At 40.5% G+C, this 25114-nt stretch carries 27 protein-coding genes, 1 pseudogene and 1 riboswitch; of the genes and pseudogenes, 17 read left to right on the top strand and 11 right to left on the bottom strand.

Translation table 11 applies throughout. The annotated features are described in order from the left end of the window. The first annotated feature begins 188 nt into the window (after positions 1 to 188). The 5 genes from B4Z47_RS04010 (at position 189) to B4Z47_RS04030 (ending at position 3551) form a co-directional block, all read left to right on the top strand. Complete coding sequence (locus B4Z47_RS04010) at positions 189 to 974, top strand: class I SAM-dependent methyltransferase (protein WP_070566994.1); 786 nt, start codon at positions 189 to 191, stop codon at positions 972 to 974. Next, positions 955 to 1551 carry a hypothetical protein gene (locus tag B4Z47_RS04015; protein WP_070566997.1) on the top strand — a complete coding sequence of 199 codons (597 nt, stop codon included), beginning with the start codon at positions 955 to 957 and terminating at the stop codon, positions 1549 to 1551. The genes B4Z47_RS04010 and B4Z47_RS04015 overlap by 20 nt, the downstream gene beginning before the upstream one ends. Positions 1552 to 1624: 73 nt before the next feature. After that, positions 1625 to 2548, top strand: a complete 924-nt coding sequence (locus B4Z47_RS04020; RefSeq protein WP_070567000.1) for a Dyp-type peroxidase — start codon at positions 1625 to 1627, stop codon at positions 2546 to 2548. Positions 2549 to 2660: 112 nt separating this feature from the next. Next, entirely contained in the window at positions 2661 to 3023 is a 363-nt protein-coding gene (locus B4Z47_RS04025; protein ID WP_046675035.1) for a DUF4180 domain-containing protein, read from the top strand. Between the two features lie 3 nt (positions 3024 to 3026). Continuing rightward, on the top strand, positions 3027 to 3551 hold the full coding sequence (locus B4Z47_RS04030) for a GNAT family N-acetyltransferase (RefSeq protein WP_070567003.1): 525 nt from the start codon (positions 3027 to 3029) through the stop codon (positions 3549 to 3551). Position 3552: 1 nt separating this feature from the next. On the opposite strand, the pseudogene B4Z47_RS04035 reads toward B4Z47_RS04030, so the two are convergent. After that, positions 3553 to 3753: pseudogene (locus B4Z47_RS04035) on the bottom strand (VOC family protein); the annotation flags it as partial. Between the two features lie 22 nt (positions 3754 to 3775). Further along, complete coding sequence (locus B4Z47_RS04040; protein ID WP_201303570.1) at positions 3776 to 4228, bottom strand: GNAT family N-acetyltransferase; 453 nt, start codon at positions 4226 to 4228, stop codon at positions 3776 to 3778. A gap of 217 nt (positions 4229 to 4445) precedes the next feature. Here B4Z47_RS04040 and B4Z47_RS04045 point away from each other — a divergent pair, with 217 nt between their 5' ends. From B4Z47_RS04045 to B4Z47_RS04060, 4 genes are all read left to right on the top strand, one after another. Beyond that, a complete protein-coding gene (locus B4Z47_RS04045) occupies positions 4446 to 4946 on the top strand; it encodes a GNAT family N-acetyltransferase (protein ID WP_115050011.1) in 501 nt (166 codons plus the stop codon). Between the two features lie 64 nt (positions 4947 to 5010). Beyond that, a complete protein-coding gene (locus B4Z47_RS04050) occupies positions 5011 to 5907 on the top strand; it encodes a helix-turn-helix domain-containing protein (RefSeq protein WP_115050774.1) in 897 nt (298 codons plus the stop codon). A gap of 97 nt (positions 5908 to 6004) precedes the next feature. Then, positions 6005 to 7945, top strand: a complete 1941-nt coding sequence (locus tag B4Z47_RS04055) for an oleate hydratase (RefSeq protein WP_115050009.1) — start codon at positions 6005 to 6007, stop codon at positions 7943 to 7945. Between the two features lie 64 nt (positions 7946 to 8009). Continuing rightward, positions 8010 to 8906 carry a 3-hydroxyacyl-CoA dehydrogenase gene (locus B4Z47_RS04060; protein ID WP_115050007.1) on the top strand — a complete coding sequence of 299 codons (897 nt, stop codon included), beginning with the start codon at positions 8010 to 8012 and terminating at the stop codon, positions 8904 to 8906. An 81-nt stretch (positions 8907 to 8987) separates the two neighbouring features. On the opposite strand, the gene B4Z47_RS04065 is transcribed toward B4Z47_RS04060, so the two are convergent. Next, complete coding sequence (locus B4Z47_RS04065) at positions 8988 to 10112, bottom strand: serine hydrolase domain-containing protein (protein WP_083295997.1); 1125 nt, start codon at positions 10110 to 10112, stop codon at positions 8988 to 8990. A gap of 245 nt (positions 10113 to 10357) precedes the next feature. On the opposite strand from B4Z47_RS04065, the gene B4Z47_RS04070 reads away from it, so the two are divergent. Next, positions 10358 to 11107: a hypothetical protein gene (locus B4Z47_RS04070; protein ID WP_070567022.1), complete on the top strand. Its 750-nt coding sequence runs from the start codon at positions 10358 to 10360 to the stop codon at positions 11105 to 11107. Positions 11108 to 11251: 144 nt separating this feature from the next. Here the strand turns inward: B4Z47_RS04070 and B4Z47_RS04075 are convergent, their stop codons facing one another. Continuing rightward, entirely contained in the window at positions 11252 to 11776 is a 525-nt protein-coding gene (locus tag B4Z47_RS04075; protein WP_070567025.1) for a hypothetical protein, read from the bottom strand. Positions 11777 to 11942: 166 nt separating this feature from the next. Here B4Z47_RS04075 and B4Z47_RS04080 point away from each other — a divergent pair, with 166 nt between their 5' ends. From B4Z47_RS04080 to B4Z47_RS04095, 4 genes are all read left to right on the top strand, one after another. Further along, complete coding sequence (locus B4Z47_RS04080; RefSeq protein WP_070567028.1) at positions 11943 to 12617, top strand: response regulator transcription factor; 675 nt, start codon at positions 11943 to 11945, stop codon at positions 12615 to 12617. A 9-nt stretch (positions 12618 to 12626) separates the two neighbouring features. Beyond that, entirely contained in the window at positions 12627 to 13913 is a 1287-nt protein-coding gene (locus B4Z47_RS04085) for a sensor histidine kinase (RefSeq protein WP_070567030.1), read from the top strand. Between the two features lie 199 nt (positions 13914 to 14112). Then, positions 14113 to 14793: a response regulator transcription factor gene (locus B4Z47_RS04090; protein WP_070567033.1), complete on the top strand. Its 681-nt coding sequence runs from the start codon at positions 14113 to 14115 to the stop codon at positions 14791 to 14793. A 158-nt stretch (positions 14794 to 14951) separates the two neighbouring features. After that, positions 14952 to 16169 carry a HAMP domain-containing sensor histidine kinase gene (locus tag B4Z47_RS04095; protein ID WP_236560265.1) on the top strand — a complete coding sequence of 406 codons (1218 nt, stop codon included), beginning with the start codon at positions 14952 to 14954 and terminating at the stop codon, positions 16167 to 16169. Between the two features lie 70 nt (positions 16170 to 16239). Here the strand turns inward: B4Z47_RS04095 and B4Z47_RS04100 are convergent, their stop codons facing one another. The 4 genes from B4Z47_RS04100 to B4Z47_RS04115 form a co-directional block, all read right to left on the bottom strand. Further along, positions 16240 to 17817 carry a hypothetical protein gene (locus B4Z47_RS04100; protein WP_286726856.1) on the bottom strand — a complete coding sequence of 526 codons (1578 nt, stop codon included), beginning with the start codon at positions 17815 to 17817 and terminating at the stop codon, positions 16240 to 16242. Next, positions 17817 to 18878 (bottom strand): HlyD family secretion protein, encoded by a 1062-nt coding sequence (locus tag B4Z47_RS04105; RefSeq protein WP_070567039.1) that lies wholly within the window; start codon positions 18876 to 18878, stop codon positions 17817 to 17819. Before B4Z47_RS04105 ends, B4Z47_RS04100 begins: the two co-directional genes overlap by 1 nt. A gap of 86 nt (positions 18879 to 18964) precedes the next feature. Beyond that, a complete protein-coding gene (locus B4Z47_RS04110) occupies positions 18965 to 20155 on the bottom strand; it encodes a TolC family protein (RefSeq protein ID WP_286726858.1) in 1191 nt (396 codons plus the stop codon). A gap of 264 nt (positions 20156 to 20419) precedes the next feature. Continuing rightward, positions 20420 to 21190 carry a DUF3050 domain-containing protein gene (locus B4Z47_RS04115; protein WP_070567045.1) on the bottom strand — a complete coding sequence of 257 codons (771 nt, stop codon included), beginning with the start codon at positions 21188 to 21190 and terminating at the stop codon, positions 20420 to 20422. A 210-nt stretch (positions 21191 to 21400) separates the two neighbouring features. Next, positions 21401 to 21494, top strand: a riboswitch (SAM-I-IV-variant riboswitch). Positions 21495 to 21561: 67 nt separating this feature from the next. Between B4Z47_RS04115 and B4Z47_RS04120 the strand changes: the two genes are divergently transcribed. Beyond that, a complete protein-coding gene (locus B4Z47_RS04120) occupies positions 21562 to 21825 on the top strand; it encodes a 5-oxoprolinase (protein ID WP_070567048.1) in 264 nt (87 codons plus the stop codon). A gap of 30 nt (positions 21826 to 21855) precedes the next feature. Here the strand turns inward: B4Z47_RS04120 and B4Z47_RS04125 are convergent, their stop codons facing one another. Continuing rightward, positions 21856 to 22161 carry a hypothetical protein gene (locus tag B4Z47_RS04125; protein WP_075993880.1) on the bottom strand — a complete coding sequence of 102 codons (306 nt, stop codon included), beginning with the start codon at positions 22159 to 22161 and terminating at the stop codon, positions 21856 to 21858. Between the two features lie 163 nt (positions 22162 to 22324). Here B4Z47_RS04125 and B4Z47_RS04130 point away from each other — a divergent pair, with 163 nt between their 5' ends. Beyond that, positions 22325 to 22951 carry a DKNYY domain-containing protein gene (locus B4Z47_RS04130; protein ID WP_115049991.1) on the top strand — a complete coding sequence of 209 codons (627 nt, stop codon included), beginning with the start codon at positions 22325 to 22327 and terminating at the stop codon, positions 22949 to 22951. Between the two features lie 16 nt (positions 22952 to 22967). Here B4Z47_RS04130 and B4Z47_RS04135 read toward each other — a convergent pair whose 3' ends face one another. Next, entirely contained in the window at positions 22968 to 23276 is a 309-nt protein-coding gene (locus B4Z47_RS04135) for a hypothetical protein (RefSeq protein WP_070567057.1), read from the bottom strand. Between the two features lie 31 nt (positions 23277 to 23307). Beyond that, the gene (locus tag B4Z47_RS04140) at positions 23308 to 24336 is read right to left on the bottom strand and encodes a hypothetical protein (protein ID WP_286726859.1); all 1029 of its coding nucleotides are present in this window, start codon (positions 24334 to 24336) and stop codon (positions 23308 to 23310) included. A 316-nt stretch (positions 24337 to 24652) separates the two neighbouring features. Between B4Z47_RS04140 and B4Z47_RS04145 the strand changes: the two genes are divergently transcribed. Continuing rightward, on the top strand, positions 24653 to 25114 hold a 462-nt coding region (locus B4Z47_RS04145), incomplete at its 3' end, for a hypothetical protein (RefSeq protein WP_286726860.1).

Raw genomic sequence — 25114 nt, forward strand, 5'->3', positions numbered from 1 at the left:
TACCTTGTAAAAAGATTATTATATCCCTCTTAATGGAGAATAGGATATTCGACTGATAGTAACCATAAACAAATCAAGGAATACCATCAACTGTTGGTCTGATTAGCGTAACAAAAACGGTTAAACGAATAGATTTTTTTTTAACCGGAAAGCAAAAGCTATATTTACAGTCAACTAAACCAAATCCAATGAAAGAGAAATTTATCGACAGAAAAGACCAACAGGCCAATAAGATATTTGAAAGAAGAACATTATCCTTCGATTATAGAACGATTATTCCCTTACTATCTCCTGGCATGGAAATCTTGGACGTGGGCTGTGGTACCGGAACGCTCACGAATGAGGTAGCAAGCTATATCGGCGACGGAACTATAACCGGGCTCGATAATACACAGTCATTTATCGACAGTGGCAATGAGCACTATGGTAGCACCCAAAATCTGAACCTGGTCTGCAGCAATATTTTTGATTATCAGCCTCCACATCCTTTCGACCTGATTATAACGCCGCGCACCATGCAATGGTTAAGTGATATTCCCAGGGCATTGGGCTTATTCAAATCCTGGTTAAAGCCCGGAGGACAAATTTCTATTTTAGACTACAATCACACCGCCATTGAATGGAACCCCGCCCCTCCGGAAAGCATGCTCACATTTTACCATACTTTCCTGAAGTGGAGAGCAGATGCAGGTATGAACAATCGTGTTGCTGATGAGGTCGCTGCACTGCTCCAGGAAGCAGGTTTCCATTCTGTTCAGGTTATCAATGCCGATCAGACCTACAAAAAAGGAGAAGCTAACTTTGATACCAATCTGGCCATCTGGAACAAAGTCGCCCAATCGCGACAAATGGTTACGGAAGGGTATATCTCCGACGAACTTCGCTTACAGGCTATCGCCGAATACAGCCAATGGATCGAGACAGAAGCGACAAGCATGACACTTAAAATGAACGATGTACAGGCTAAAGTATAATCTCCTTTTATCCGTTTTCCTCCTACTGACACTTCCCGGGCTGGCCGTAAAAGCACAGCTCAGGGATACCATGATCAATGTAGGCAACCATAGCCTTCATTTCACTTTAATGGAAGGAAAAGGTATCCCCATTGTCTTTGAATCTGGAGCGGGAAATGATGGTTCCAATCCCGCTCAGGTTGTTGGCACAGTAATGATCGATATTGTCTCCCCTTATCTCATGACCATGGAGCGATCCAAATCATTGAAGAGCGAATATGCCAGTGAACTTGATAACATCAAAAAAGAAAGCCTAGGGTTCTATCATCTCGTTTTAAACTACGAAGCGTCAACGGCTGTTTTACATGAGGTTGCAGGAAAAATCAATGTCCCCATGACTGTCATTGGTTCAGGAAAATCGCCTTTTGAAGAACCCGATCGCAGTTTATTTATTGCTGCCCTTAAAAAATTTGCAGATCAAAAAAACAATAGACGTTATCTTTTGGCTCAAAATGCGGAGCATCATGTCTTTTATGACGAACCGGATCTGGTCATTGATGAAATCGTCAAACTATATCAAAAAACCGCATTCGAGTAATCAAAAAGTCTATCCGTACAACCGATTTTATTTGTAGCTTAGCAAGGCTGTACAACACACAACAACTTATCTTATGGATCATCAGGCCCAAAATGTCATCGATACACCGAGCAACAATACGGTGTTTATGGTATGGAATTTCCACGAAAATGTGGTCATTAAGGATGTCTTCCAACGCTTATGTGCATTGGTTGTCAATCTCAACAATTCGGCACAGGTACGTTCAAATCTTGTGAAAGCAAGCGTGGTATTGGGCATAAGCCACCATGCCTGGAAAAAGCTTGAACTCAACGAACCTATGCCAAAGGAATTGGTTCCTTTCGAACCTATCATCGGTCAAAAACATATTGCTGTGGCTACCCCCGGAGATTTACATTTCCATATTCGTGCTTATGAAAAAAGCTATTGCATTGACATGGCGACCGAAATAGCAGCCTTATTAAATCCCGTTGCGGATTGCAAGGAGGAAGTTCATGGGTTCAGATATTGGGATGGGCGAAGTATCTTGGGCTTCGTCGACGGAACGGAAAATCCCCTTGGTGAGGATCGTGCTTTCTTTGGTATCGTAGGTGATGAGGATGCAGCCTATAAGGGTGGAAGCTATTTATTTGTGCAAAAATATATTCATGACATGAATGCCTGGCGTTCTTTACCCGTCGCCGATCAGGAAAAGGTCATCGGCAGAAGCAAAGCAAACGATATTGAGATGAGCGACGATGAAAAACCGGCCAATTCTCATTCGGCCCTGGCCAATGTCGGTGACGATTTAAAGATTGTGCGCGACAATATGCCTTTTGGGCAAATCGCAACAAATGAAATGGGAACATACTTTATCGCTTACGCCAGCACATTCAGTACCGTACAATTGATGCTGAACAGAATGTTTATCGGTGAACCCGAAGGAAATTACGATAGAATACTAGACTTTAGTACAGCACATACCGGCTCCCTGTTCTTCTGTCCAACAATCAATATGCTGAAAGAATTTGCAGGTTAAAACCTATTTATCCGCTATCTCGGATCATTTTCAACAGCATATCCCAACGATGTGCAATGGATCATGGAATCTGATCCCACAAATATATTTTTCAAACGACACAACAAAAAAAATGGAAATCACTATTATTCAGCTAGGTGACGAAAACATTGCTGAAGTTAAAGGTTCAGGCGTCTTTATCCATAATCTCGATGATGGTCTACAGATTATGGTCGACTGTGGCGCGCAAGAAGCATACAAAGCAATTATTTATCAAGAGAACATCACGGATGACTTCTTCGAACTTAAAACAAAACTTGCCGGTGAAATTCTTCAAAAATATACGCAGTATGGCTTTGACATTGCCATCGTTGGCGATTTCTCCAAATACAACAGCAAAAGTTTAAACGATTTTATCTACGAAAGCAATAAATCAAAAAAAATCAATTTTGTAGGTACGCGTGAAGAAGCGATAGCCAGATTTTCAAAACGTTAAACCATGCGCATTGATTCAGAAAGATTAGCGATTCGGCCCATCATGCCGGAAGACAGTCGGGCAATATTCGGGTATCGTTCAGATAAAGAAACCAATAAATACCAGGGCTGGATTCCAGACTCTTTGGCAGAAGTCGATGAATTTATAGCAAAAAACCCAAACACGTTCAATCTTCCAGAGTCCTGGTTTCAGCTCGTTATGACCGACAAAATAGCAAAGGCTGTAATCGGCGATATTGGCGTTCATTTTTTTGGTGCTGAACACCTGCAGGTGGAATTGGGCTGTACCATAAAAAAAGAATTCCAGCAACAGGGTTATGCCAAAGAAGGACTAAAAACAGTTATAGCGGCCCTGTTCCGTCAGTATCATAAACATCGGATCATGGCCTCGGTAGCTCCGGAAAACAAGGCATCCATGCAAAGACCATCGGTGCTTCGATCCCGTCCTTTAAAAAATTATAAGGTGTCAGGTCACGTGTTTTCAGATAGTCCACGGCATAGTTCAAGATATCCTCTTTATCCACTCTAAAAGCAAAATGTCTCGGTTGAAAGTTTGTTTCTTCCTGCCACAGGCCCAACATATAGTCTTTGCCGGTTCCAATCCATAAAAAAACAATAGGACGTGTCGGATCACGATGTGCCACACGTAATCCCAGTACCTCCGTATAAAATGCGACAGACTTAGCTAAATCCCGCACCTGAATATGCGTTTCGTATAAACCTTGTATCATGAGTTATTTCATTTTATTAAAATTATTTCGATCCATTAATAGCGCTCTCGTGATGTAAATGCAAGATCGGATAGGATTTGCCCATACCATCTACAGCTGAGCGTCCGATAAGCTGATATCCTTTTTTCAGATAAAAATCAACAGCCTGCTGATTTTGCTCATTGACATCAACTTTATACACCTGGAGCTTATCCAGCACATACTGTAGTGCCACAGTCCCAATACCTTTTCCCCTGTAGGCTGAATCCACAAATAACATTTCTAGATTATCATCGGAGACAGCGAAAAAAGCAGTAGGCTGTCCAGCGTCATCGATGACATAGACCTTTAATTGTGGTAAATACTCGGTTGGGATCAGTCTCTTATATAACTGAAGATCCTCCTCTTTCAAAAAATCATGTGTTGCCCGAACCGAATTTTCCCAAATGCGCAGGATTGCCGCATAGTCGGCTCCACTTGCCGCTCTTATTTCCATAACGATTATCTCCCTCTAAAAATTCTTATTTACACCGTATCGCTACGGAATAGCATTCTTATAAAAGCTTCCCTTCCGCTTTACAGAAAGGCAATGTAAGTTAAATTGGAGAACTAAAATCATGAAAAAGTTAAATAAGACAGAAAGATGATGATTTAGGTTCCGATAATTTGATTTCAGAGAAAACAACCTTATCTTGTAAATAAACACATTAGCCATGTACAATACACTTCTATTCAAAAAATATCTTCCGGAAGATTTTGACGCTTTCCACGACTTGGTTAAAGCGGATGATGTCATGAAATACATTACCGGCAAAGGATTGTCCGAAGAGCAGGCCCGGAAAAAGTTCGATTCGATTCTAGAAATCAACCAGGATCCTGATTTAGGCTATTTTAAAGTAATCGAAGCGGATACGCTAAAGCTTTTAGGCGACTGTAAGCTTGTTAACTACAAAAAAGATCCAAGTGTATTCGAAATTGGTTATTTGCTCCGCAAAGAACATTGGGGAAAGGGGCTGGGAACACAGATTTGCGAGTCGATGCTAGCCCTTGCCACAACATTAAATCCAGGTAAAGATGTGATTGGTATTATTGATCCCGATAACACCGCATCGAGACGACTACTGAATAAATTCGGATTCAAAAGTTTCTTCGTGGGGATAGAAGACGATATTGCCACAGAAAAGCTGATGCTCAAACGGACAGCATCCGAATAAACAAAGCCCATTCGAATATTTAAAACAATAGGAACTGTATATGCCCAAACCGAACAAAAAGTCAATGAAGTTTAAGGTAAAAACAACTTATAATACACACGAAAGTCTTCAAGATACCTTATCATTCTTTGGCGTAAATTGCCACCGCCCCTATTATATTTCTTCTGGAAATCCGATTTTTGAATACCCAAGCAATGCTTTTCGTATTGATTATTATGCCATCTGTATCTGTACAGCGGGCGATATAAATATTCAGGTAGACAATCAGGAATACCATATCTCGACAAACCATATCCTCATATCCGCCCCAACAACAATTATCCGGTTTTCGCAGGTCAGCGCCGACTTTAGAATGAAGCTACTCTTTTTTGACAAAGCATTCCTGCTTAAACATATTGTCAATCCATTCTTTATCGAACAACTGGGGCTTTTTAAAAATTCGACCTTTACCATTGTCAGCTCCCAAGATAAACAAATTGACAAGCTGTTAAAATTAATGGACTACTTCAAAGAAGTTACCTTAAGAACAACACATTTTACAGCAGATATCATCCGCACGATCATCTTTAATCTCCTGTTAGAGATCGCCGACGAATTGGTCTCTAAAGACCATAATACAACGGAAAGTGTACAAGAGACCAACAACCTGTTCTATAAGTTTACAGACCTGGTTCAGCGACATAGCAATCAATACAAAGAAGTACAATATTACGCCGACCAGTTATTTATTTCAAACAAATACCTCATTCAGATTGTTAAAAGAGCATCAGGTAAAACACCACATGAAATTATTGATGAGCGTGTGCTTAAAGAAGCCTATGTGCTGCTCGGGAATCCCGAAAAGACTATCTCAGAAATTTCTTATGAAATCGGATTTAATTCCATCTCAGCATTTGGTCGTTTTTTCAAAAAATACTCCACCTTATCGCCATCAGAGTACCGAAAGCGACAAAATATGTAGAAAGAGGAAATTCGGTAGAACAATAGCGAATTTGAGGGCACAAATGATTAAGGTGGCCTTTGTAACTTTACTCAACAATTAAAAAAACATAAGAATCATGAAAGAAATCACCTCAAAATTCGACAAAGTATTAAATGCATCTGCTGAATATGGAAATGTAAATCATGAACCCGATTCAAGCAAAGAACAACAACGTAACACACCGAAAAAATCGATGCCCTTTTCTGATCAGATCGGAAATTATCAACGCAATAAAGGTATTCCACCAAAATCATATAAAGACAGTAAAATTTACATCGTCGGAAGCGGTATAGCAGGGATGTCTGCAGCCTACTATTTTATCCGAGATGGTCATGTTCCTGCTGAAAACATCACATTCCTTGAACAGCTCCATGTGGAAGGCGGCTCGTTAGATGGCGCCGGTAATGCAACCGACGGCTATGTCATCCGCGGTGGTAGGGAAATGGATATGACCTACGAAAATCTTTGGGATATGTTTCAGGACATTCCTGCATTGGAAATGCCTGCCCCCTACAGTGTTCTGGACGAGTACCGTTTGATCAATGACAACGACTCCAACTACTCCAAAGCAAGGCTTATTCATAAACTTGGTGAGATAAAAGACTTCAGCAAGTTTGGATTGGGCAAAATGGATCAGCTGGCCATCATTCGATTGCTCCTCAAAAATAAAGAAGATTTAGATGACTTAACCATCGAAGACTACTTCAGCGAGTCATTTTTATCCAGCAATTTCTGGACCTTCTGGCGTACCATGTTCGCTTTCGAAAACTGGCATAGTTTACTTGAGCTGAAATTGTACATGCACCGCTTTTTACATGCGATAGACGGATTGAATGATCTTTCATCACTCGTATTCCCGAAATACAATCAATACGACACCTTTGTGACCCCTTTGCGCAAAGTACTCCAAAGCAAAGGTGTAAACATTCGATTCAATGTGTTAGTCAAAGACTTGGATATCCAAAGCAATACCGATGGAAAAGTTGTGGAGGCCCTGATTACAGAACAAGACGGTAAAGAGGTAAAAATTCCAATCGGAAAAGACGACTTCGTCATTGTGACAACTGGATCAATGACAGAAGATACCTTCTACGGCGACAACAAAAATGCACCGATCATCGCTATCGACAACAGCAGCAGCGGTCAAAGTGCAGGCTGGAAACTCTGGAAAAATCTGGCTGCCAAATCCGCCATCTTTGGTAAACCCGAAAAGTTCTGCAGTAACATCGAAAAATCAGCATGGGAGTCTGCGACCCTGACATGTAAACCTTCGGCTTTAGTCGAAAAACTAAAAGAATATTCTGTCAATGACCCTTATTCCGGCAAAACAGTCACTGGCGGTATTATTACCATTACCGATTCTGATTGGCTGATGAGTTTCACCTGTAATAGACAGCCACATTTCCCTGGCCAACCGGATGATGTTCTTGTCTTATGGGTATATGCCTTATTTATGGATAAAGAAGGAAATTACATCAAAAAGCCAATGCCACAATGTACTGGAGATGAAATTTTAGCCGAACTATGTCACCATTTGGGCATTATTGATCAACTGGACGATGTTATCAAAAATACGATTGTACGTACGACATTTATGCCTTACATCACCTCGATGTTTATGCCAAGAGCAAAAGGCGACCGTCCGAGAGTCGTACCTGAAGGATGTAAAAACCTGGGCTTGATCGGTCAGTTTGTCGAAACCAACAATGACGTTGTCTTTACCATGGAAAGCTCGGTACGTACCGCACGTATTGCGGTATACGAACTGCTGAACTTAAACAAGCAGGTTCCGGATATTAATCCCCTACAATACGACATCCGCCATCTTTTGAAAGCAGCCAAAACATTAAATGATGACAAACCATTTGTGGGCGAAGGCTTACTACGTAAAATGCTAAAAGGCACTTATTTTGAACATATCCTGCCTATCGGTTCTGAGGAACAAGAAGACCATGAATCTTTCCTGACAGAGCAGATCACCAAATTCAAAGATTGGTTAAAAGGAATTAAAGGATAGGGATCACAACCTGCGCCATGATTCCGTGGCGCAGATTTTTACGAATTGAAAAAACAATAACATCATGGACTTTAAAAATATAACGATAGCTGGCAGTGGGGTTTTAGGCTATCAAATCGCTTTCCAAACAGCATTTCATGGCTATCATGTCACTGTATACGACATCAACGACGATGTATTAAAAAAAGCAGCAGCAAAATTTGATATTTTGGCGCAGGCATTCGAGAAAGATCTTCATGCGAGTAAAGAACAACTGGCTTCAACCTTTGACAGGCTAAGTTATAGTTCAGATCTGGCCGCGGCGGTAGCAAACGCAGATCTTCTTATCGAAGCCGTTCCCGAAAACCCAGCCATTAAAATTGGCTTCTATCAGGAGTTAGCGAAAGTGGCTCCGGAGAAAACCATTTTTGCCACAAACTCCTCAACCTTGCTACCAAGTCAATTTGCCCAAGAAACCGGCCGTCCAGAGAAGTTCCTGGCGCTACATTTTGCCAATGAAATCTGGAAGCACAATACAGCAGAAATTATGGGCCATCCGGGTACAGACAAAACTGTATTTGAGCAGGTTGTAAACTTTGCAAAATCCATTGGCATGGTTGCCCTCCCGCTGCACAAGGAGCAGCCTGGCTATATTGTAAACTCCTTACTTGTCCCATTACTTTCGGCGGCAACAGATCTTTTGGTCAACGAAGTGGCGGATGCCCAAACGATCGACAAAACCTGGATGGTTGCCACTGGGGCGCCAACAGGCCCCTTCGGCATACTCGATATCGTTGGCATCACAACAGCTTATAATATCAATAAAATGAGCGCCGATGCAACAAATGATCCCTTAAAGATCAAAACAGTGGCCTATCTCAAAGAGCATTTTATAGACAAAAACAAATTGGGCGTCGCTACTGGGGAAGGGTTCTATACCTATCCCAATCCGGCCTATCAATCGCCCGACTTTTTAAAGTAGGTCTCTTCATAAACACTAAATCGTCGCAGGTGGAGCGGTGACGATTTAGTGTTTATGCTTATTTCAATCCGCTTCCTTCTTTCACTCATTTGCATATACTCCGTTCAACCATGCAAAAGTTGAACGATGCTGTCCATTCAATACCGGTTTGCTGATACCCATTGTTTTAAGGATGGCATCAAATGCTTCACCGATCATCAAATCATCACGATTGCTAAAAAGTGAAACCACAAGGTCTTTCTGTACATCGATATATACGATATGATGAAACCCGGTAGATTCACCTGAATGAAACAGGATTTTATGGCCTGCATTTTTTTGAATAAACCATCCGAAATGATACGCTATTCCATCCTTTACCGGGTAGGCCATTTGATCGAACAATTGCTCCAGTCCCGGCTGTATTAACCGATCTTTTACCAAAAAATTGGCCCATGTATGATATTCATCCGCAGATAGATAAACACCCCCATTCCCCTGTGTCGCACTTGTCACACTCTGATCGGCAAACAGGTAGGAGCCTTCTGTCGGATGATAACCGTAGACTCGTTCATCAACCGTCGTGCCCGGTTCATATACCAATCCCTTGCTAATGCCTATGGGTTCAAACAAGTGATTTTTGACAAAGGAAGCAAAGGATTTTTTTGCAACATGCTCGACAATCAGCGATAAAAGACAATAGCCTGTATTGCTATAGCGAAATTGACTTCCCGAAGGGAAATATAAACGATCAGTCTGCCGGATATACTTCAGCACATCCTTATCCGATACCTGATCTTTCCTTTCTTTCGGTATAAGCTCTTCATAGTCCCAGATTCCGGATGTATGTTGCAGAAGCTGTGCTACAGTAATACCTTTCAGCGCGACTGGCAGATCTTTAAAAAAAAGGGACAATGGGTCGTCTAGTTTTAAACGCTTTTGAATCACTAAGGTATATATCGCCTGTGCAGTCACCTGTTTGCTTACCGATGCCAGGCGAAAATGTGAGCTGGATGTGATTGCACGCTTTTCCTTCAAATCTGCACGTCCAATTGCATAACGATAAATAAGACGACCATTTTGGCTAACTGCACAGCTAATCCCCGGAGCTGCCGGGTCCTTATAATAGCCTGCAATGGTGCTATCCAATTTTGATTTATCCATTTTTTGTCCCATAACAACACTTGTTACACAGATCAAAATAAAACTCAGTTTTAGGTTTATCATATTTTATACAGTACATTTCGGTTTATATTGTCAGCCTCCTGAAAGGCACAGCGTATTAAATCAATTTGATCTTATTGCTTTTCAAAAATGTACCCTTCAAAAATCGAAATTTTCTTGCAATGCGCGGGTGTTTTTATTGATTTTTATTTATTTCTTTTAATTTTGCTTTCATGCTTCATTTCTCATGAAGCCGAACTGATCCGGAATCCTTCCCTCAGTTCTTCATTAAAAAATCACGACAGACTATGTTTTTTATTTTCAGTATCTACGACTTTGTATTAGCAGAAAAAACGGTAACCGCAACCTTAAAAAAAGAAAACGCGCCAAGAAATTTCACCTTGCAGATTATTACGCCAGCCCGTCGGTTTATAGGCCTACCTTTTGGCGGTGGATTTGTCAAACTTTCCAGACTTTACGACGAACAGGGTAAATTGATTCACGCACGGAATTATTCAGATGAATTAAAAGCAGAGATCAAAGCGTTCAAAAGTCAGTATAGCATCCCCTATTTTCAGTTATGGAAAGGATTTCTAATTGTCACTGCGGCAATCCTTATCTGGGCAGTCATTTATGGGGTAAAGAATAAATTGGGAAATCAACAACGGGAAAAAGAAGTTGGTCAGATGATTGATAATTTGAAGCAACTAAAGGCAGGCCAGCTTTATGGCGCTACTTTTTTTACCGATCAGGATGGTAACAGTATAAATGGACTTCCTGCAGGTTGGATAAAAATAGATAAAATCGTGGGCGACACTGTTTTTATACATCGTTCAAAGCAGCTCGACACAAATTCGGCACTTTTTGACATGAAGAACATTGCTTCGTTCAGGCCCCAATCGACCGATGAATGGCAGGAAAAAACAGAAAAAATGGATTTAAATCTATTGAAAAAACAGCTCGAGGATGCTGCGACAAAAAAAGTCGATCTGCTCTATATCGGTAAAGACCACGAGAAATATTCAGGTGTTATATTGACGATAAAAGGTAGCGAGTAAACCTTATTTCTAGGTATAACCAACGTATTGACTTTTCAGCGCAGACAGATCATGCGGCTAGATCCATACTTAAAAAACTCAAGATCGAACGTTTTAAGCAGCGGCCGATCTTGAGTCTCTATTTTTAGTACTGGATTTTTTCTTTTAGTACTGGATTTTTTCGTCAATATCGTATTTCATGCCTGGATAGTGCAGCAACCTTCGCATCAAGGCAATCTGACCGGCCAGATAATCTTCCCGTCCGATACACATCCCTATGAAATTTAGCTTGTCCTCCTCAATAAAAGGGATATTCATATTAATCTTAAATAGTTCAGCCAGCTGCGTATCGTCCACTTGCAGCAAAGCAGCATAGACTTTCGGTGATATCGCTTTAAAATTTTCTTTTAATTCCTGCACACTGGGATAGTGATAACTTTCATCGAGTGTCTTTCCCATAAAAAATAGCTCATGGTAAGGATCATTTTCCTGAAGCCCAAGAACATGTGCCATTGCATAACGCACATTTACAAAATTACCCGCCATCCATACGATATGGTTGGTCTGTCCATCAATTCGTTTTAATGCATCTTCTTCCGAAACGCCATCCAACGCATTCAGAAAAATTTGACTGTGCATGCGATAAGCAGGAATGATGATTTCTAATTTTAATGATTTCGGTTTATCCATTTCGTTTTGATTTTTTTAAATACTAAATAACTGATTTAGACTAAAATTACACGTTTCAATAGCGATTACACTTGTCGTAGGACAAGAAATAAAAATGAACAAAATTGATAGATCATTGCGAAATAAATTCTAAATTTCTACTAAATTGAAGTTCTATCTTTACCACATGAAGATTTTGATCATAGAAGACGAATTGGAGCTGGCCAAAAGCATCGCTACATACCTTAGCGAGCAACAGTATTTATGCGAATTTGCGCCAACTTTGCAGGATGCTCTGGACAAAATTCAGTTATACCAGTACGACTGTATCTTACTGGATATCGGCCTACCAGATGGAAATGGTCTGAAACTACTCGAAGAGTTGAAGACGCAGCGAAAGCAGGACGGTGTGATCATCATTTCTGCAAAAAATGCATTGGACGACAAAATCCATGGACTACAACTGGGGGCCGACGATTATCTGACCAAACCTTTCCATTTATCTGAACTCACAGCACGAATCTATTCCTTGATCCGTCGAAAACAATTCAATAGCTCAAATATTGTTGTGCAAAATGAAATACAGATTGATCTACTGGCAAAAACTGTTATTGTCAATGATCTTCCTGTTGTATTGACCAAAAAAGAGTTCGATCTGCTGATGTTTTTTATCGGCAACAAAAATAAAGTAATTTCAAAAAGTACCTTAGCAGAACACTTGTCCGGCGACATTGCTGATATGCTCGATAACCATGACTTTGTCTATGCTCATGTCAAAAATTTAAAAAAGAAACTACAGGACGCCGGAAGTCAATCCTATATCAAAACGGTATACGGTACGGGCTACAAATGGGAAAATTAAAATAGTGAGATGAAACCCCTACTGAGCAAAATAACGACCCCATTTCTACTCTATGTATTGATTGTACTAGGTGTCAGTATTCCTGTTTATTATTTTGTAATCGACGGGATATGGAAAAGTGAATTAGACGAACATAACGAAATTATCGTCAAAAAAACAACCTACGAACTGAACAGTTTAAAACTCTCCGAAGACAAGCTCGAAGCCAGCATCGCTTTATGGAATAACATACAACCTGAAACCAATATACATCGCGTAAAGCCGGGCGATTTATTGCAAGATAGCGTGTATACCATCGAAAAACCGCAGCGTTTTGTCGAGCCAAAGACAATTGACCGATTTAGATGCCTATCATCTGTTATTCAGATCAATGGTGCGCCTTATCGTTTTACCGTACAAACAAATATTGAAGAATCTGTAGAAACCATCGCCGCCATCGCCGCAACAACCTTGTTTTTCTTTGTTATCTTGGTCATTGGTTTACTTATTATCTCCAGAAAAATATCACTTAGGCTCTGGAAACCATTTCGAGATACCGTTGATAAATTGAAGGCATTTAATCTCAATAGTCAACAACAGGTTGACTTTCAGCAAACGGACACCATAGAGTTCCATGAGCTTAATCAATCCTTATCCAAGCTTCTTGAAAAAAACCTGGCCGTATACCGATCACAAAAGGAATTCACTGAAAATGCTTCTCATGAATTGCAAACACCTTTGGCAATCCTAAAAAATAAGTTAGATATCTTATTGCAGTCCCCGGATCTAAGCGATGAGCAATACCAGCTCTTTGAAGATATGCATAAAGCGCTTTCACGTAGCACGCGAATCAACCGCAACCTGCTGCTGCTCGCCAAGATTGACAACAGTCAATTCGATCATTCCGAAAAAATCAGTATGGACTCGCTTGTTACACAAAGTATTGAAGTCATGCAAGAACATCTGGAGCTAAAACAGCTACGACTGCAACAAGAGATCCAACCATCGGTGCTGCTGACAGGAAACAGCAGTCTGACCGAAATTCTGATCAACAACCTACTCCTGAACGCCATACGTTACAGCAATGCCAACGATACAATTGCTGTACATCTCAATCAAACTTCTTTAACGGTATATAACCCCGGTTCAATGCCCTTAGATAAAATACTTTTATTCAAACGGTTTTCCAAACTTTCGAAAAACAGCCAAGGCAGTGGTTTAGGATTGGCAATTATTACCGAAATCGCCCGGTATCAAGGCTGGATTGTTGATTATCAATTTGAAAATAATCAACATATTTTTTCCATTCATTTTTAAAATTCCAAAAGTAGTCCTACGATCAATAACAGACATTAGGTAAGTGATGTCATCGCAGGACCGTGTAGAAAGTTTTATTTGCATATCCGTGTAAATTTAGCTTAGTTTAATACATTTGTAGGGACGATGCATGGATAGCCCCTGATTTGGTATCATAGATAAATTTCGATTCATCGAAGTTTTTAACGTTTTTCTTTATATGAAGATTCTCCTAGTCGAAGATGACGTACGTGTCGCAGGATTGATCAAACGCGGACTTGATGAAAATGAATTTCAAACAGCTATTGCCTACGACGGCATATCTGGAAAGAAAATGGCCTTACAACACGACTTTGATCTTATCATAACCGATATCGTACTCCCTAAGATGGATGGATTGGATCTCTGCAAAGAGATTCGTCATATCAAACCCGATGTTCCCATTATCATGTTAACAGCATTAGGAACTACAGACGATAAAATTGAGGGTTTTGACGCCGGAGCGGATGACTATCTGGTCAAACCTTTTGAAATGCGCGAACTCCTAGCCCGCATCAGAGTCCTGCTCAAAAAATATCAAAAACAAGATACACTCACAGGAACAATTTTGCGTTATGGAGACCTGGAAATGAACCTCCATACCAAAAGCGTCAAAAGGAATAATACCGAAATCCATTTGACCCCCAAAGAGTTCAAGTTACTCCATTATTTATTGCAAAATCCCGAGCGTGTCCTTTCCAGAATGGAAATTGCTGAAAAAGTGTGGGAAACACATTTCGACACCGGAACCAACTTCATTGATGTTTACATCAACTATCTACGTAAAAAAATCGACAAAGATTTTGCAACCAGATATATCCATACCAGATCCGGAATGGGCTTTATTCTAAAACAGGACTAATGCGGATCAGGACACGAATCTCCATATTATTCACGCTGATTACAGCCACCATATTGCTGGTATTTGCCTGTACAGTATATTTTTCAGCGGTGGAGAATCGGGAAAGAGAGTTTTACGCCCTATAGAAAAAAGAAGCTTACACCAAAGCAAACCTTTTTTTGAATGCAAAAGTCGACAAAAAGACCTTAGAAGATATCTACCACAACAACCGAAAAATCCTCAACGAAGTCGAGGTTGCAATTTACGACACCCGTTTTGATCTCTTGTATCATGATGCCGTAGATATCGACTTTGTCAAAGAGACACCAGCCATGCTGCAGGATATTCTCAAAAATAAAGAGATACGATTTTATCAGGAAAAATGGCAGGTCATCGGCATAACCTTTCCATATAAAGACAAAACTTACATCATCACAGCCGCAGCCTATGATCAATACGGCTACAATAAACTGAATAGTCTATTATCTACCATTTTTTTGGTTTTCATTTTGTCTATATTTCTGATCTATGCAGCAGGAATATTCTTTTCCAAAAAGGTCTTTCAACCTATCCTGGAAATGACACAACGTGTAAAAACCATTTCTGCGACAAGTTTGGATGCCAGGCTTACGAGTAGCGGAAATAAAGACGAGCTTTCCGAATTGGCCAGCACATTCAATGCGATGCTCGACCGCCTCGAGAACTCCTTTGATGCCCAAAAGCATTTTGTCTCCAATATCTCGCATGAGCTAAGAACACCCTTGGCCGCCATGATTGCAGAACTCGAGATTTCTGCCAATAAGGACCGTAGCATAGTGGAGTATAAAACTGTCATCGACAATACGCTAAATGATGCCCAAAAACTGAAGAAGTTATTTAATAGCTTACTTGATTTTGCCAAAGCAAGTTACGACAGTGCTGAAATCGCGTTTAAAACCTTACGTATAGACGAAATACTAATTGATGCATGCCAGCAGGTTCTCCAGTCAAGTCCAAATTATAAACTCGACATTTTTGTCGATCCGGCGATTGAAGATGAAAAACTTCTATCCATCAATGCAAATGAGTATCTATTGCAGGTCGCCTTTGTCAACCTCATTGAAAATGCCTGTAAATTTTCACCCAATCAAAAATGCCTAATCGCTATCAAAGCGGATGAAAATAGAATTCAGCTGGAATTTAAAGATGACGGAATAGGCATTGACCCAGTCGATCTGCCCAATATATTCACACCATTCTATCGTGGAAGCAACAAAGATTATAGCGAGGGAAATGGTATTGGTTTATCGCTTACCCGAAAAATCGTGCTTCTCCATCAAGGCGAGATCACCGTCCGCTCGGCAAAAGGCGTTGGAAGTGTTTTTAGCATTGATATCTCACATCGTTCCCTATCCTGATAGCATGCTATTTTTTTTTAAGTCTCCTTAACCAGCATATTGTGGTAAAGGAAAAATGTAGCACTGTCAGCTAAGCAGGAGAAATTCTGTTTTTTCTCAACTTTTTATACATGCTTTTCAAGGAAGGCGAAATCAGTATCAGCAAAAGTATGCTGATACTGATCATGGACATGATCTCATAATAATCCATGGCATAGCGCACAAAGTATTGGATCTTGACCCGCTCAGCAACGAGCTTTAAGGCTGCCGTATGTTCCTTATACTGCAGTCCATGCTGCAAAATGCTGACAGATTCCTGCTGCAGGTACTCCCGAAATAAGGGATTGCCCACTTCCGTTTGGTCCCTAAAAACCTGCTGGTGCTGGGCATATTCAAACAACTTGAAAAAATTCTGCAAACCGATACTGCTCGTGTAGCCCAGGTATCGGATAGCAAGACAGACCGCAGCCGCAGAAGCCCCCAATTGCGGGCTGACACTGGTAATACAAAATAAAATGGTGGGTACCATAATAAGCCCTACTCCGAGTCCATGTAAAACTAAGGGTATCCAAAAATGCGCATCATTCCCCTGCCCCTCAAAGGAGAAAAACATCCATTGGTGAAACAGCAGCAAGCAACAATAGCCCGAAATCCAGATCCATTTTACGGGGCGTTGCCCAAGCATCCAATACAATGAGCCTAGAACACCAGCGACAATACCAGCAATATTAAACCACTGGATATAGGACAAATGAATAGGATCGAGTTGAATAACCTGTACGAGATATTGATTTGAGATGGTCAAGGAGAAACGCTCAATATACATCATGTACAAAATCAATAAGCCCAAGAGAAAGTTCCTGTTTTTAAAAATCACCAAATGAACATACACACGCCTGAGCACCATTTGCCGAACAATAAAAAGAATAAGCAACGTTAGACCTACCCCGAATATGATCAGCATATGCTGATCGTTAAACCAATAAACTTCTTGTCCATACACCATTAGATAGCCAAAACTGACGATCACAAGACTATAGAAAATGCAGCTTGCCCAGTCTAATGAAAACAAAGGGTAAGGACGTATATGCCGTATGGAGCGCATCGACAGCATAATCAACAATAAACCCGGTACAAATGATAAGGCAGCGTATAGATAGAGCTGATCAAAATTGAATGAATCGATAAATTCAGCCGTGACGAAAGTATTAAATGGGGAGCTGCAGAGTAACATACCAAAAAAGACAGCATAACTTACTTCCTTAGCCCGATCGCTTTTCAACCGTGAGAATATCATGGAGATCGATAAGTTTACGGCAGAAGCAAACAACATCCCTTGGAAAAAGCGCAGGCCATATACCCAGCTGATATCGGTGATGCTGTACATCAAAAAGCAATTCAATAGCTGTAGAAGATTAAAAATAATGTAGTACTGCTTGATGGGAAAGTATAAAAAAAAGCGCCGTTCTAAAACGTAGAATCCAACAAAACCAGCATAAAACAAAATGATCAGAAACTGGACATCACTGGGTTGTGCACCGTAAAATCCAGCGGTGACATTTGTATTTGCACCCGGCAGGAAAAATAAGACCATACAGGGCATCAAACTGCTAAACAAGATAAGCTTGATCAACCACTCCGGCACCCATTCTTTAAAAATTCCCTTCACTATTTCTGTTTTTTTGATACCGATACATTCACATTCATTCCCGAAAGAAGCTGTTGGGCTCCCTTTTGCTTATCCAGCTCAATGCGCACAGGTACGCGTTGTACAATCTTCACAAAGTTGCCCGTTGCATTATCTGGCGGCAAAAGGGAGAATGCAGATCCAGTAGCCGGGGAGATGGAAATAATTTTTCCATAAAATTTTTGATCCGGATACGCATCAGCAACCACCTCAACCCTATTGCCAAGATGCAAATAGCGGAGTTGTGTTTCCTTAAAATTAGCGGTTACCCAGGTTGGGGTTTCTCTATTGACGATAAAGCCCAAAACTTCGCCAGCACTTATCATTTGACCTTTTTCAATCGTGCGTTTGCCAATCTGTCCATCGTAAGGTGCGCGAATAACGGTATAGCCGACATCAAGCCGTTTGCGGCCGACAGCTGCCGTTAAACGAACACGTTCGGCATCAACCACACCTTTTTTCATATCCACATCATGCACACGCTCCTGTGAAGCCTGTAATTTATGCTTTAACGAAGCCAGCTCACTCTTATACACATCCAACGTCGCTTTTACATCCTCCAGTTGCTGTGCCGTTGCAGACTTTTCCTGAAACAAATAATTATATCGATCATATTCCAACTGTTGCTTGGTTACCCGAGCCTCCCCGGCAGCAATTGATGTGCGTAAAGATTCATGTTCCGCCTGGAGAATTTCCTTTTGACTATGAAGAACATTGATCTCTGCAGCTTCCTTATTGACGGATGCCGCTACCTGATCAGCCTCATATTTATATTCCTTATTATCTATAAGCAACAAGGTATCACCCCGTTTAACCAATTGATGATCGTGATAATGCACAGAAACTACATATCCTCCTACCCGGGAAACAATGGGATTGATATACTGCGTTACCTGTGCATCATTTGTGTAGGTATACCGCAGTCGCATCCATAATGCTTGAGCGCCCCATAACAACAAGGCCAACAAGACAATTCCGGCCAACCAGTTGGTGATTCGAGTGAGTTGTGCCTCCACAACTGTTCTTCGTGATTTAGGTTTCATTAGATAGTACCCTTCAAAAATTCGATAAAATAATAATGTTTCTGTATCGCAATATGTGCGGTTTCAAGATCAAAAAGTGTTTTTAATTATTGCATATCAGCATCCAATAGATCCGTAATCAAAGCCGATGATTTAAAATACCTGTTTTTTATAATTCGTGCATTTTCCTGCGCCAACGCCTTATTGTTTTGACAGACGTCCTGCTGCTTAATAGCCAATTGATAATCCAACAGGGCCTGTAACAGCTGATTTTCCAGAATCTCCTCTTCATGATGGTGTTTTACCTCTTGTCGATCCAATGCGATATGTGCTCCGCGCACCACGTTTTTATTGAGATAGATAGCCGAGATCGGTATGCTTAATTTGAGCCCTGTGATACTCAGATTATACCAGCTGGGATTATAGGGATACAAGAAGACCTGTGGATTGGCAAAGGTAAATGTGCTGGTCAAACCCAACTCAGGAAGATAATTTGATCGCGCCTGTTTGACCGACAATTTCTTCAAAACAACTTCCTGTTCGGATTTTAGAAGGGAAAAAGCATGGCTTCGCGCTTCGGCAACAAGCGCTTCATAGCTGGGGCTTTCCACTTTAAAAGGTTCGGTCAAGGGGATAATCTCTGCTGTAATACCGCCAATTAGCTGCAGCTTCTGATTTGCAGCCTGAATATCATGACCGATCTGCACGAGCAACAGTTCCCGCTTCGAAAGTTCCAACGAAATACGCAAGACGTCACTGTGTAATACCACGCCCGCCTTATACAGATGCTCAATCTCCTTGAGCTGTACCCGTTGATCAGCAATATCCTGCTCGATTAAAGATCGGTTACTATACGACAGTTCCAAATCCAAAAAAAGATTGCAAACCTCCAATTTCGTCTGTGCTGCGGCATTCTTCCAATCGATTCTAGCCAGCTCATTTTCCAGTTTTTTGGACTCTATTTTCATTAGGTCCCGATGCCCATTGTAGAGGTTCAGATAAAAATCCAGGCCGCTATCGTACAAGTAATGAATGATATCATGCTGGGAAGGTTTATTTAAAAGCCCCTGGTCATATACAGGCATATTACTTGCATAACTAGCAGAAGCTCTGGCGGAAATCTTAGGGAGCAACTCCATGCGTTGCTGCTGTACTGCCACCTCAGTTTCTTTGAGCTGCAAATAGGACTGCTCGATGTATTTACTGTTTTGTAGTGCTTTGTCGATCATGTCTTTCAGCGACATACGCAAAGAATCGAGGGCGAAGGTGTCCGAAATAGCGCATACTAACAATCCCATGGTTAGTATGCCTTTTGCCCAATAGGGAGGAAAAAAGTTCACGTGTGCTATGTAATTTTTTTGCGTTGCAAACTTAGACACTTATTGGAACTTGGATTTCTTCACAAACGCCAATATGTTATGGAAAAAAGACATTTTTTCATCAATTCAAACAAAAAGACCAATATCTGCCAAGAAGTCCTTACAATATCCTTTTTTACAGCACATAAAAAAGGCCTTTCAAATCATGATTTGAAAGGCCTTTCTCGACGGTATAATAATAGATTATCCGTATAAGGAATCTTCTATTGCATTCCACAACTGGATTCTCTTTTGTAGCGCAACTTTACTGATCTCTTTCATTTCCGTCCATTTAACCTCATCGTCCTTCGCAAGATCTGTGATCATCTGCATCGCCAACGGTCCATGCTCGTCGCCGTCAAGATCAATATGGCGTTGAAAATAATAAATAAAGCTATCCAGATTGGCTGTAGGAAAGTTTGTTTTAATTTCTTCCAAAATAGAGGTAAACATTCCCGGGATAAGATCTTCGCGTCCAAATGTAAATGCTGCAGCAATTTTATGCACCTCGCCCTCAGCAATCACTTCGAATGTAAAATTCAAAAAGTCTTTGATCCGCTTGTCCAATGTGGTCGTTGCAATGACATCGAATATGTTGCTCGATTTTTTGGCTTGAGCAATAAATTTGTTGACCAGATGAAGGTCGGCACCCATGGCATCCATGGCGTCCAGATACATCTCAAAATGGCTCAAACGGCGGCCATCAATGTATTCATCCGACTCCTCAGCCAATACAATTTCGTTGATTAGATAGCGTGTTGATGGATGCTCACTCGCAAACCAAGGTAAAGTCGTACAGGTCAATTTAATCTGTAAAGCTTTTAGTAAAGACATAAAATCCCATACAGCGTACACATGCCCTTCTGTAAAAGAACGTAGATTCTTGATCGTTTTGATCTTACGATATAAAGGGTGTTGCAATAATACCTCGCGTTCGGCAGCAATGTATTCGTTAATTTCCGCAATTCTATTCATGGCGCAAAAGTATTGTCTTATCTCTATTTTTAAAAGTATTTTCGATGAGATTACAGTAACATGATAAATTTTTCGCCCAGCTATCCGCTTCATAACCAAATCACAGCCAACCACGCGCCTCGCTTTTGACCTCCGTATTCCTGTTGCTAACGCCCATTTACCCTTAAAAACAAAAATATTTTTTATTATAAAAAATAATCTACTATATTTGTAGAGTATTCAGAATTGCATGATGCAATACCAACCGAGTGCAGGCACCGCGGTGGTAAATTAATACGGGTTTCGACCAAAATAAACGTCGCTGAACGATTATTTTCCCCAACAAGATCTGGATACAGTTTATGGTTTAATCCTTTAAATTTTTAAATTGTATGGCTACTACAACAAATCTTTACCAACACTTACTGGAAAAATTCAGTTATTACTCAACAGATGAACTGATACAGCTCAACAATGACACCATTTTGGGACAAGGCTGGGGTTCAGCCAAGGCAACCTTTAGAACAGCTTTGATCAGTACGTTCTCCAAAAGAGGATTGGATCTTTCCAACATCATTTCCAAGGAAGACGGTTTTACCTCGGTGAAGCATGTCCCTGTACGCTTGGAACAGAATGTCCTGATTCCTTTACAGTAATCGTTATCGGCAAAAAAAGGTAGGCCTAGCCTACCCTTTTGTCAATGAGTGATGATATTTTAACGTATGATTGAGTGAATGTGCGGTCTGCCGGGCATCGTCCTGATAGGACGATAAATCTTGGCAGGCTCTGATATCTGCTACATCCACCTTGTTTCTTACTTTGCTGATGACCTGATTTAATTCCGATTTCCAGTTGCCCGGATCGCCAAAATCGTCCACCCAATTTTTGTTGATAAACCTTTTATAGTTCAAAAGCAAAATATACAATTCCTCACCACTACCGGCGCGATTGATTGACGTGCGCCAGTTCTCTAATTTTTCTTTAAAACTCATAACCAGCAATATACAAAAAAATATTTGGATTCCAAAATAGTTGCATTTGAAACGGATAAGGATAACGAGAAATAAAATGATAAAATGATTAAACCTTCGGTGAATTATCTTGGTCATAAAGGAGGGATTCAATATAAATATCATATTATAAAACAGATACATTATGGCCTTTATCCACTTAAAAAATATGCTTGTTATTTCCTTTGCATTGCTATGTATATTGGAGAAAAGTATTGCTCAACAAGGTCGTCACAATAAAAGATCTACGTCTCAGACGACGTTTCGACATGACAGAGAAAACGATTATGTCAACATAGGCAACCGGATCTTCTACAGGGATAAGATGGTCGAAGGTGTCGATGCACGATCTTTCAAAGACCTCGGCAATGCTTATGCAATAGACAACTGGAATGCCTATTATCGTGGCGTTAAGATTAAAGATGTATCGCCACATTCTTTCCAATCACTTGGTTGGGGATATGCCAAAGATAGTTGGAATGCCTATTATCGTGGCGTTAAGATTAAAGATGTCTCTGCGCCCAGCTTTAAAATACTGGATGAAGGATATGCCAAAGACAGTTGGAATGTCTATTATAGAGGCAATCGACTAAAAGATGTATCCGACCAAAGCTTTGTTCTTCTCGGTGATGGATACAGCAAAGATAGCTGGAAAGTCTATTATTTTGGTCAGGAGATAAAAGATGCAACTGCTTTTACATTTAAATATCTGGGCAAAGGTTATGCGAAGGATAGCTGGAATGAATATTATAGAGGAAAAAAATTAGAATAGAAAATAGACCACGGGATTATTCTATTGAATAATTCCAATTTCCTAATCCTTTCGGTATCTCCCAGGATTCGGCTTTGGTCTTGTAATTATTAAAGTGACCTTTTTCCCAAGTGGTAATATGGTAACCTTTACAGAACTTACAATAATAAGCCCTTTTGCAGGCATCTTTACCCATCCTGTGTTTGATACGTTTACCATCCAGTTTGTTTTTCATCCGGGATCTGAACTTAAAGTGAAGCATTGCCCATTGCGCCTCAATTAAAGAAGGAAATCCAACTTTACCAGTAGCTCGGCATTTCCAGGTATTGTCCCTTACTTTTTCCATAATCTATCTATTAAAGTTCATCTATTCAATTTTATTGCTCCTTTTCTATTGGCACCTGCATCATGACCCATTCTCTGATATGTTTTGCAATTTTATCGGATACCTCAAAATTATACCTTCCCTCAAAAGGGATTTTGAGCAGGATACGCAATCGGCCCCGTTTCAGTTGCAGGCAAGCTTGGATCATATCCAAAGGTATAGCCTTATCCCGGTCTATCTTTTGTACAAATCCCTTCGTGCTATTGACAACTTCCTTTAAACTGCGCTGCTCGCCACAAGTCAGATTTTCGTCCATCGCAGTTCTTAAATAAAGGCTGACTATACCATTTTTATAAGTAAAAATCCCGATATCCTTATAGGATATCTTTTGGGACAAGATTTTATTATTGAGCAGGAATACTTCCTGTTCCAGATCCATGGATCTTAACAGAGCTGAGTCTATTTCATCCATTGAATCCACATCTCTATCTTCCCCTGCTGTTTCCAGGATCTCTTTCAGCTCTTCGATGCCCGGAGAAAGCAGCTCAATCTGCTCCTGGAGATCTATCGTTCTTGATTCCTGCTGCAGGATAGTTTCTTTCTGTTCTAAAATCAATATTTTTTGCCTGTGGTAAACAGCGACGTAGAAATAAACTGTATAGGACATGTTCAGGACCAGAATACCGCTAAATATGACCATTAAAGGAAACAGCAGCCATTCATCCTTCGCCTGTGGATCGGGGCCAATGATCCAGAACAATAAAAGCGTCGGAAGTATGCAGCAAAAAAATAATTGCATACCGGCGCGTTTTTCGGGGTTAACCAGCCAGTTCTGCTTTTTGTCTAATATTACGATAACCAATCGTATATAAAAGAAAATAATCGCTACCATCAATACAAAAAATAGATAGCTATAGGTTACCGGCCAGTCTAAAAGCCATTCCGCCAAGGCGCCCCGATAGCCCAGATACCAACAGAATCCTCCAAAAATGAAAGATGCAATCAACTGCCAGATCCCATCGGGATACTGCACCGTCAATGTTCTATTATCCTGATATCTATTTTTGCTAAAACTTTTCATGTACAGACGACATTTTAATAACGCTATTAAAATTTACATACTTATTTTTGTTATATAAATTTAGCCAATTATTTATTAAACGATGTCCAACTAACTTAAATCAATGCTTTTGCATCGTTTTACGGTTCAAATAATTCCCCTGCTGGATGAAAAATTTAATTCTTTGTTGCTAGAAAATCCTATTTCGCTGTCAAGAAATTAGCCCTCATTGTAAAAAATTGACCTTCATTGAAATGGTTGGGATATTCACTGAAATTTCATGCTATAGTGGGTAAATTTATAGCGTAAAACTTCACTGATTATTAAACCATAAATCATGAGGACGATAAAGAAATTTAGACTGCTATTTAGCCGCAATTATGTATTTATTGCAATTGCTGTACTGATTACCTTATATGGGATTTTCTGGGCCCGGTCACATAGCGAGCGCGTCTATAGCATCGGGGCAATGATCATTCTTATCCCATTTCTGGAAATGCGTGGCCAAGAACGCGTCATGCAGCTTTTCGTTATCTTTTTTGTCTGTATTCAGGTCAGCAGCATAGCACTATTTGACCGCCTTCCCTACCAGCTGCTGATCAGCTCACAACCCTTTTGGACAGCTGTAAAAAAGGGCATACCGACAGCCTTTATCATCTGCGCAATGGCACATCTGTTTTTCTGGAGAAAGACAGACCTTTTCAAACTTTATGGGATCCAATTTCCCATCATGATCATTGCATGTACCTGGTATATCCGTATGCTGCTGATCATGGCTAATTGCCAGCATATCCCAAAT

It is taken from the genome of Sphingobacterium sp. UBA2610 (genome assembly GCF_002339225.1).
Taxonomy (GTDB): domain Bacteria; phylum Bacteroidota; class Bacteroidia; order Sphingobacteriales; family Sphingobacteriaceae; genus Sphingobacterium; species Sphingobacterium multivorum.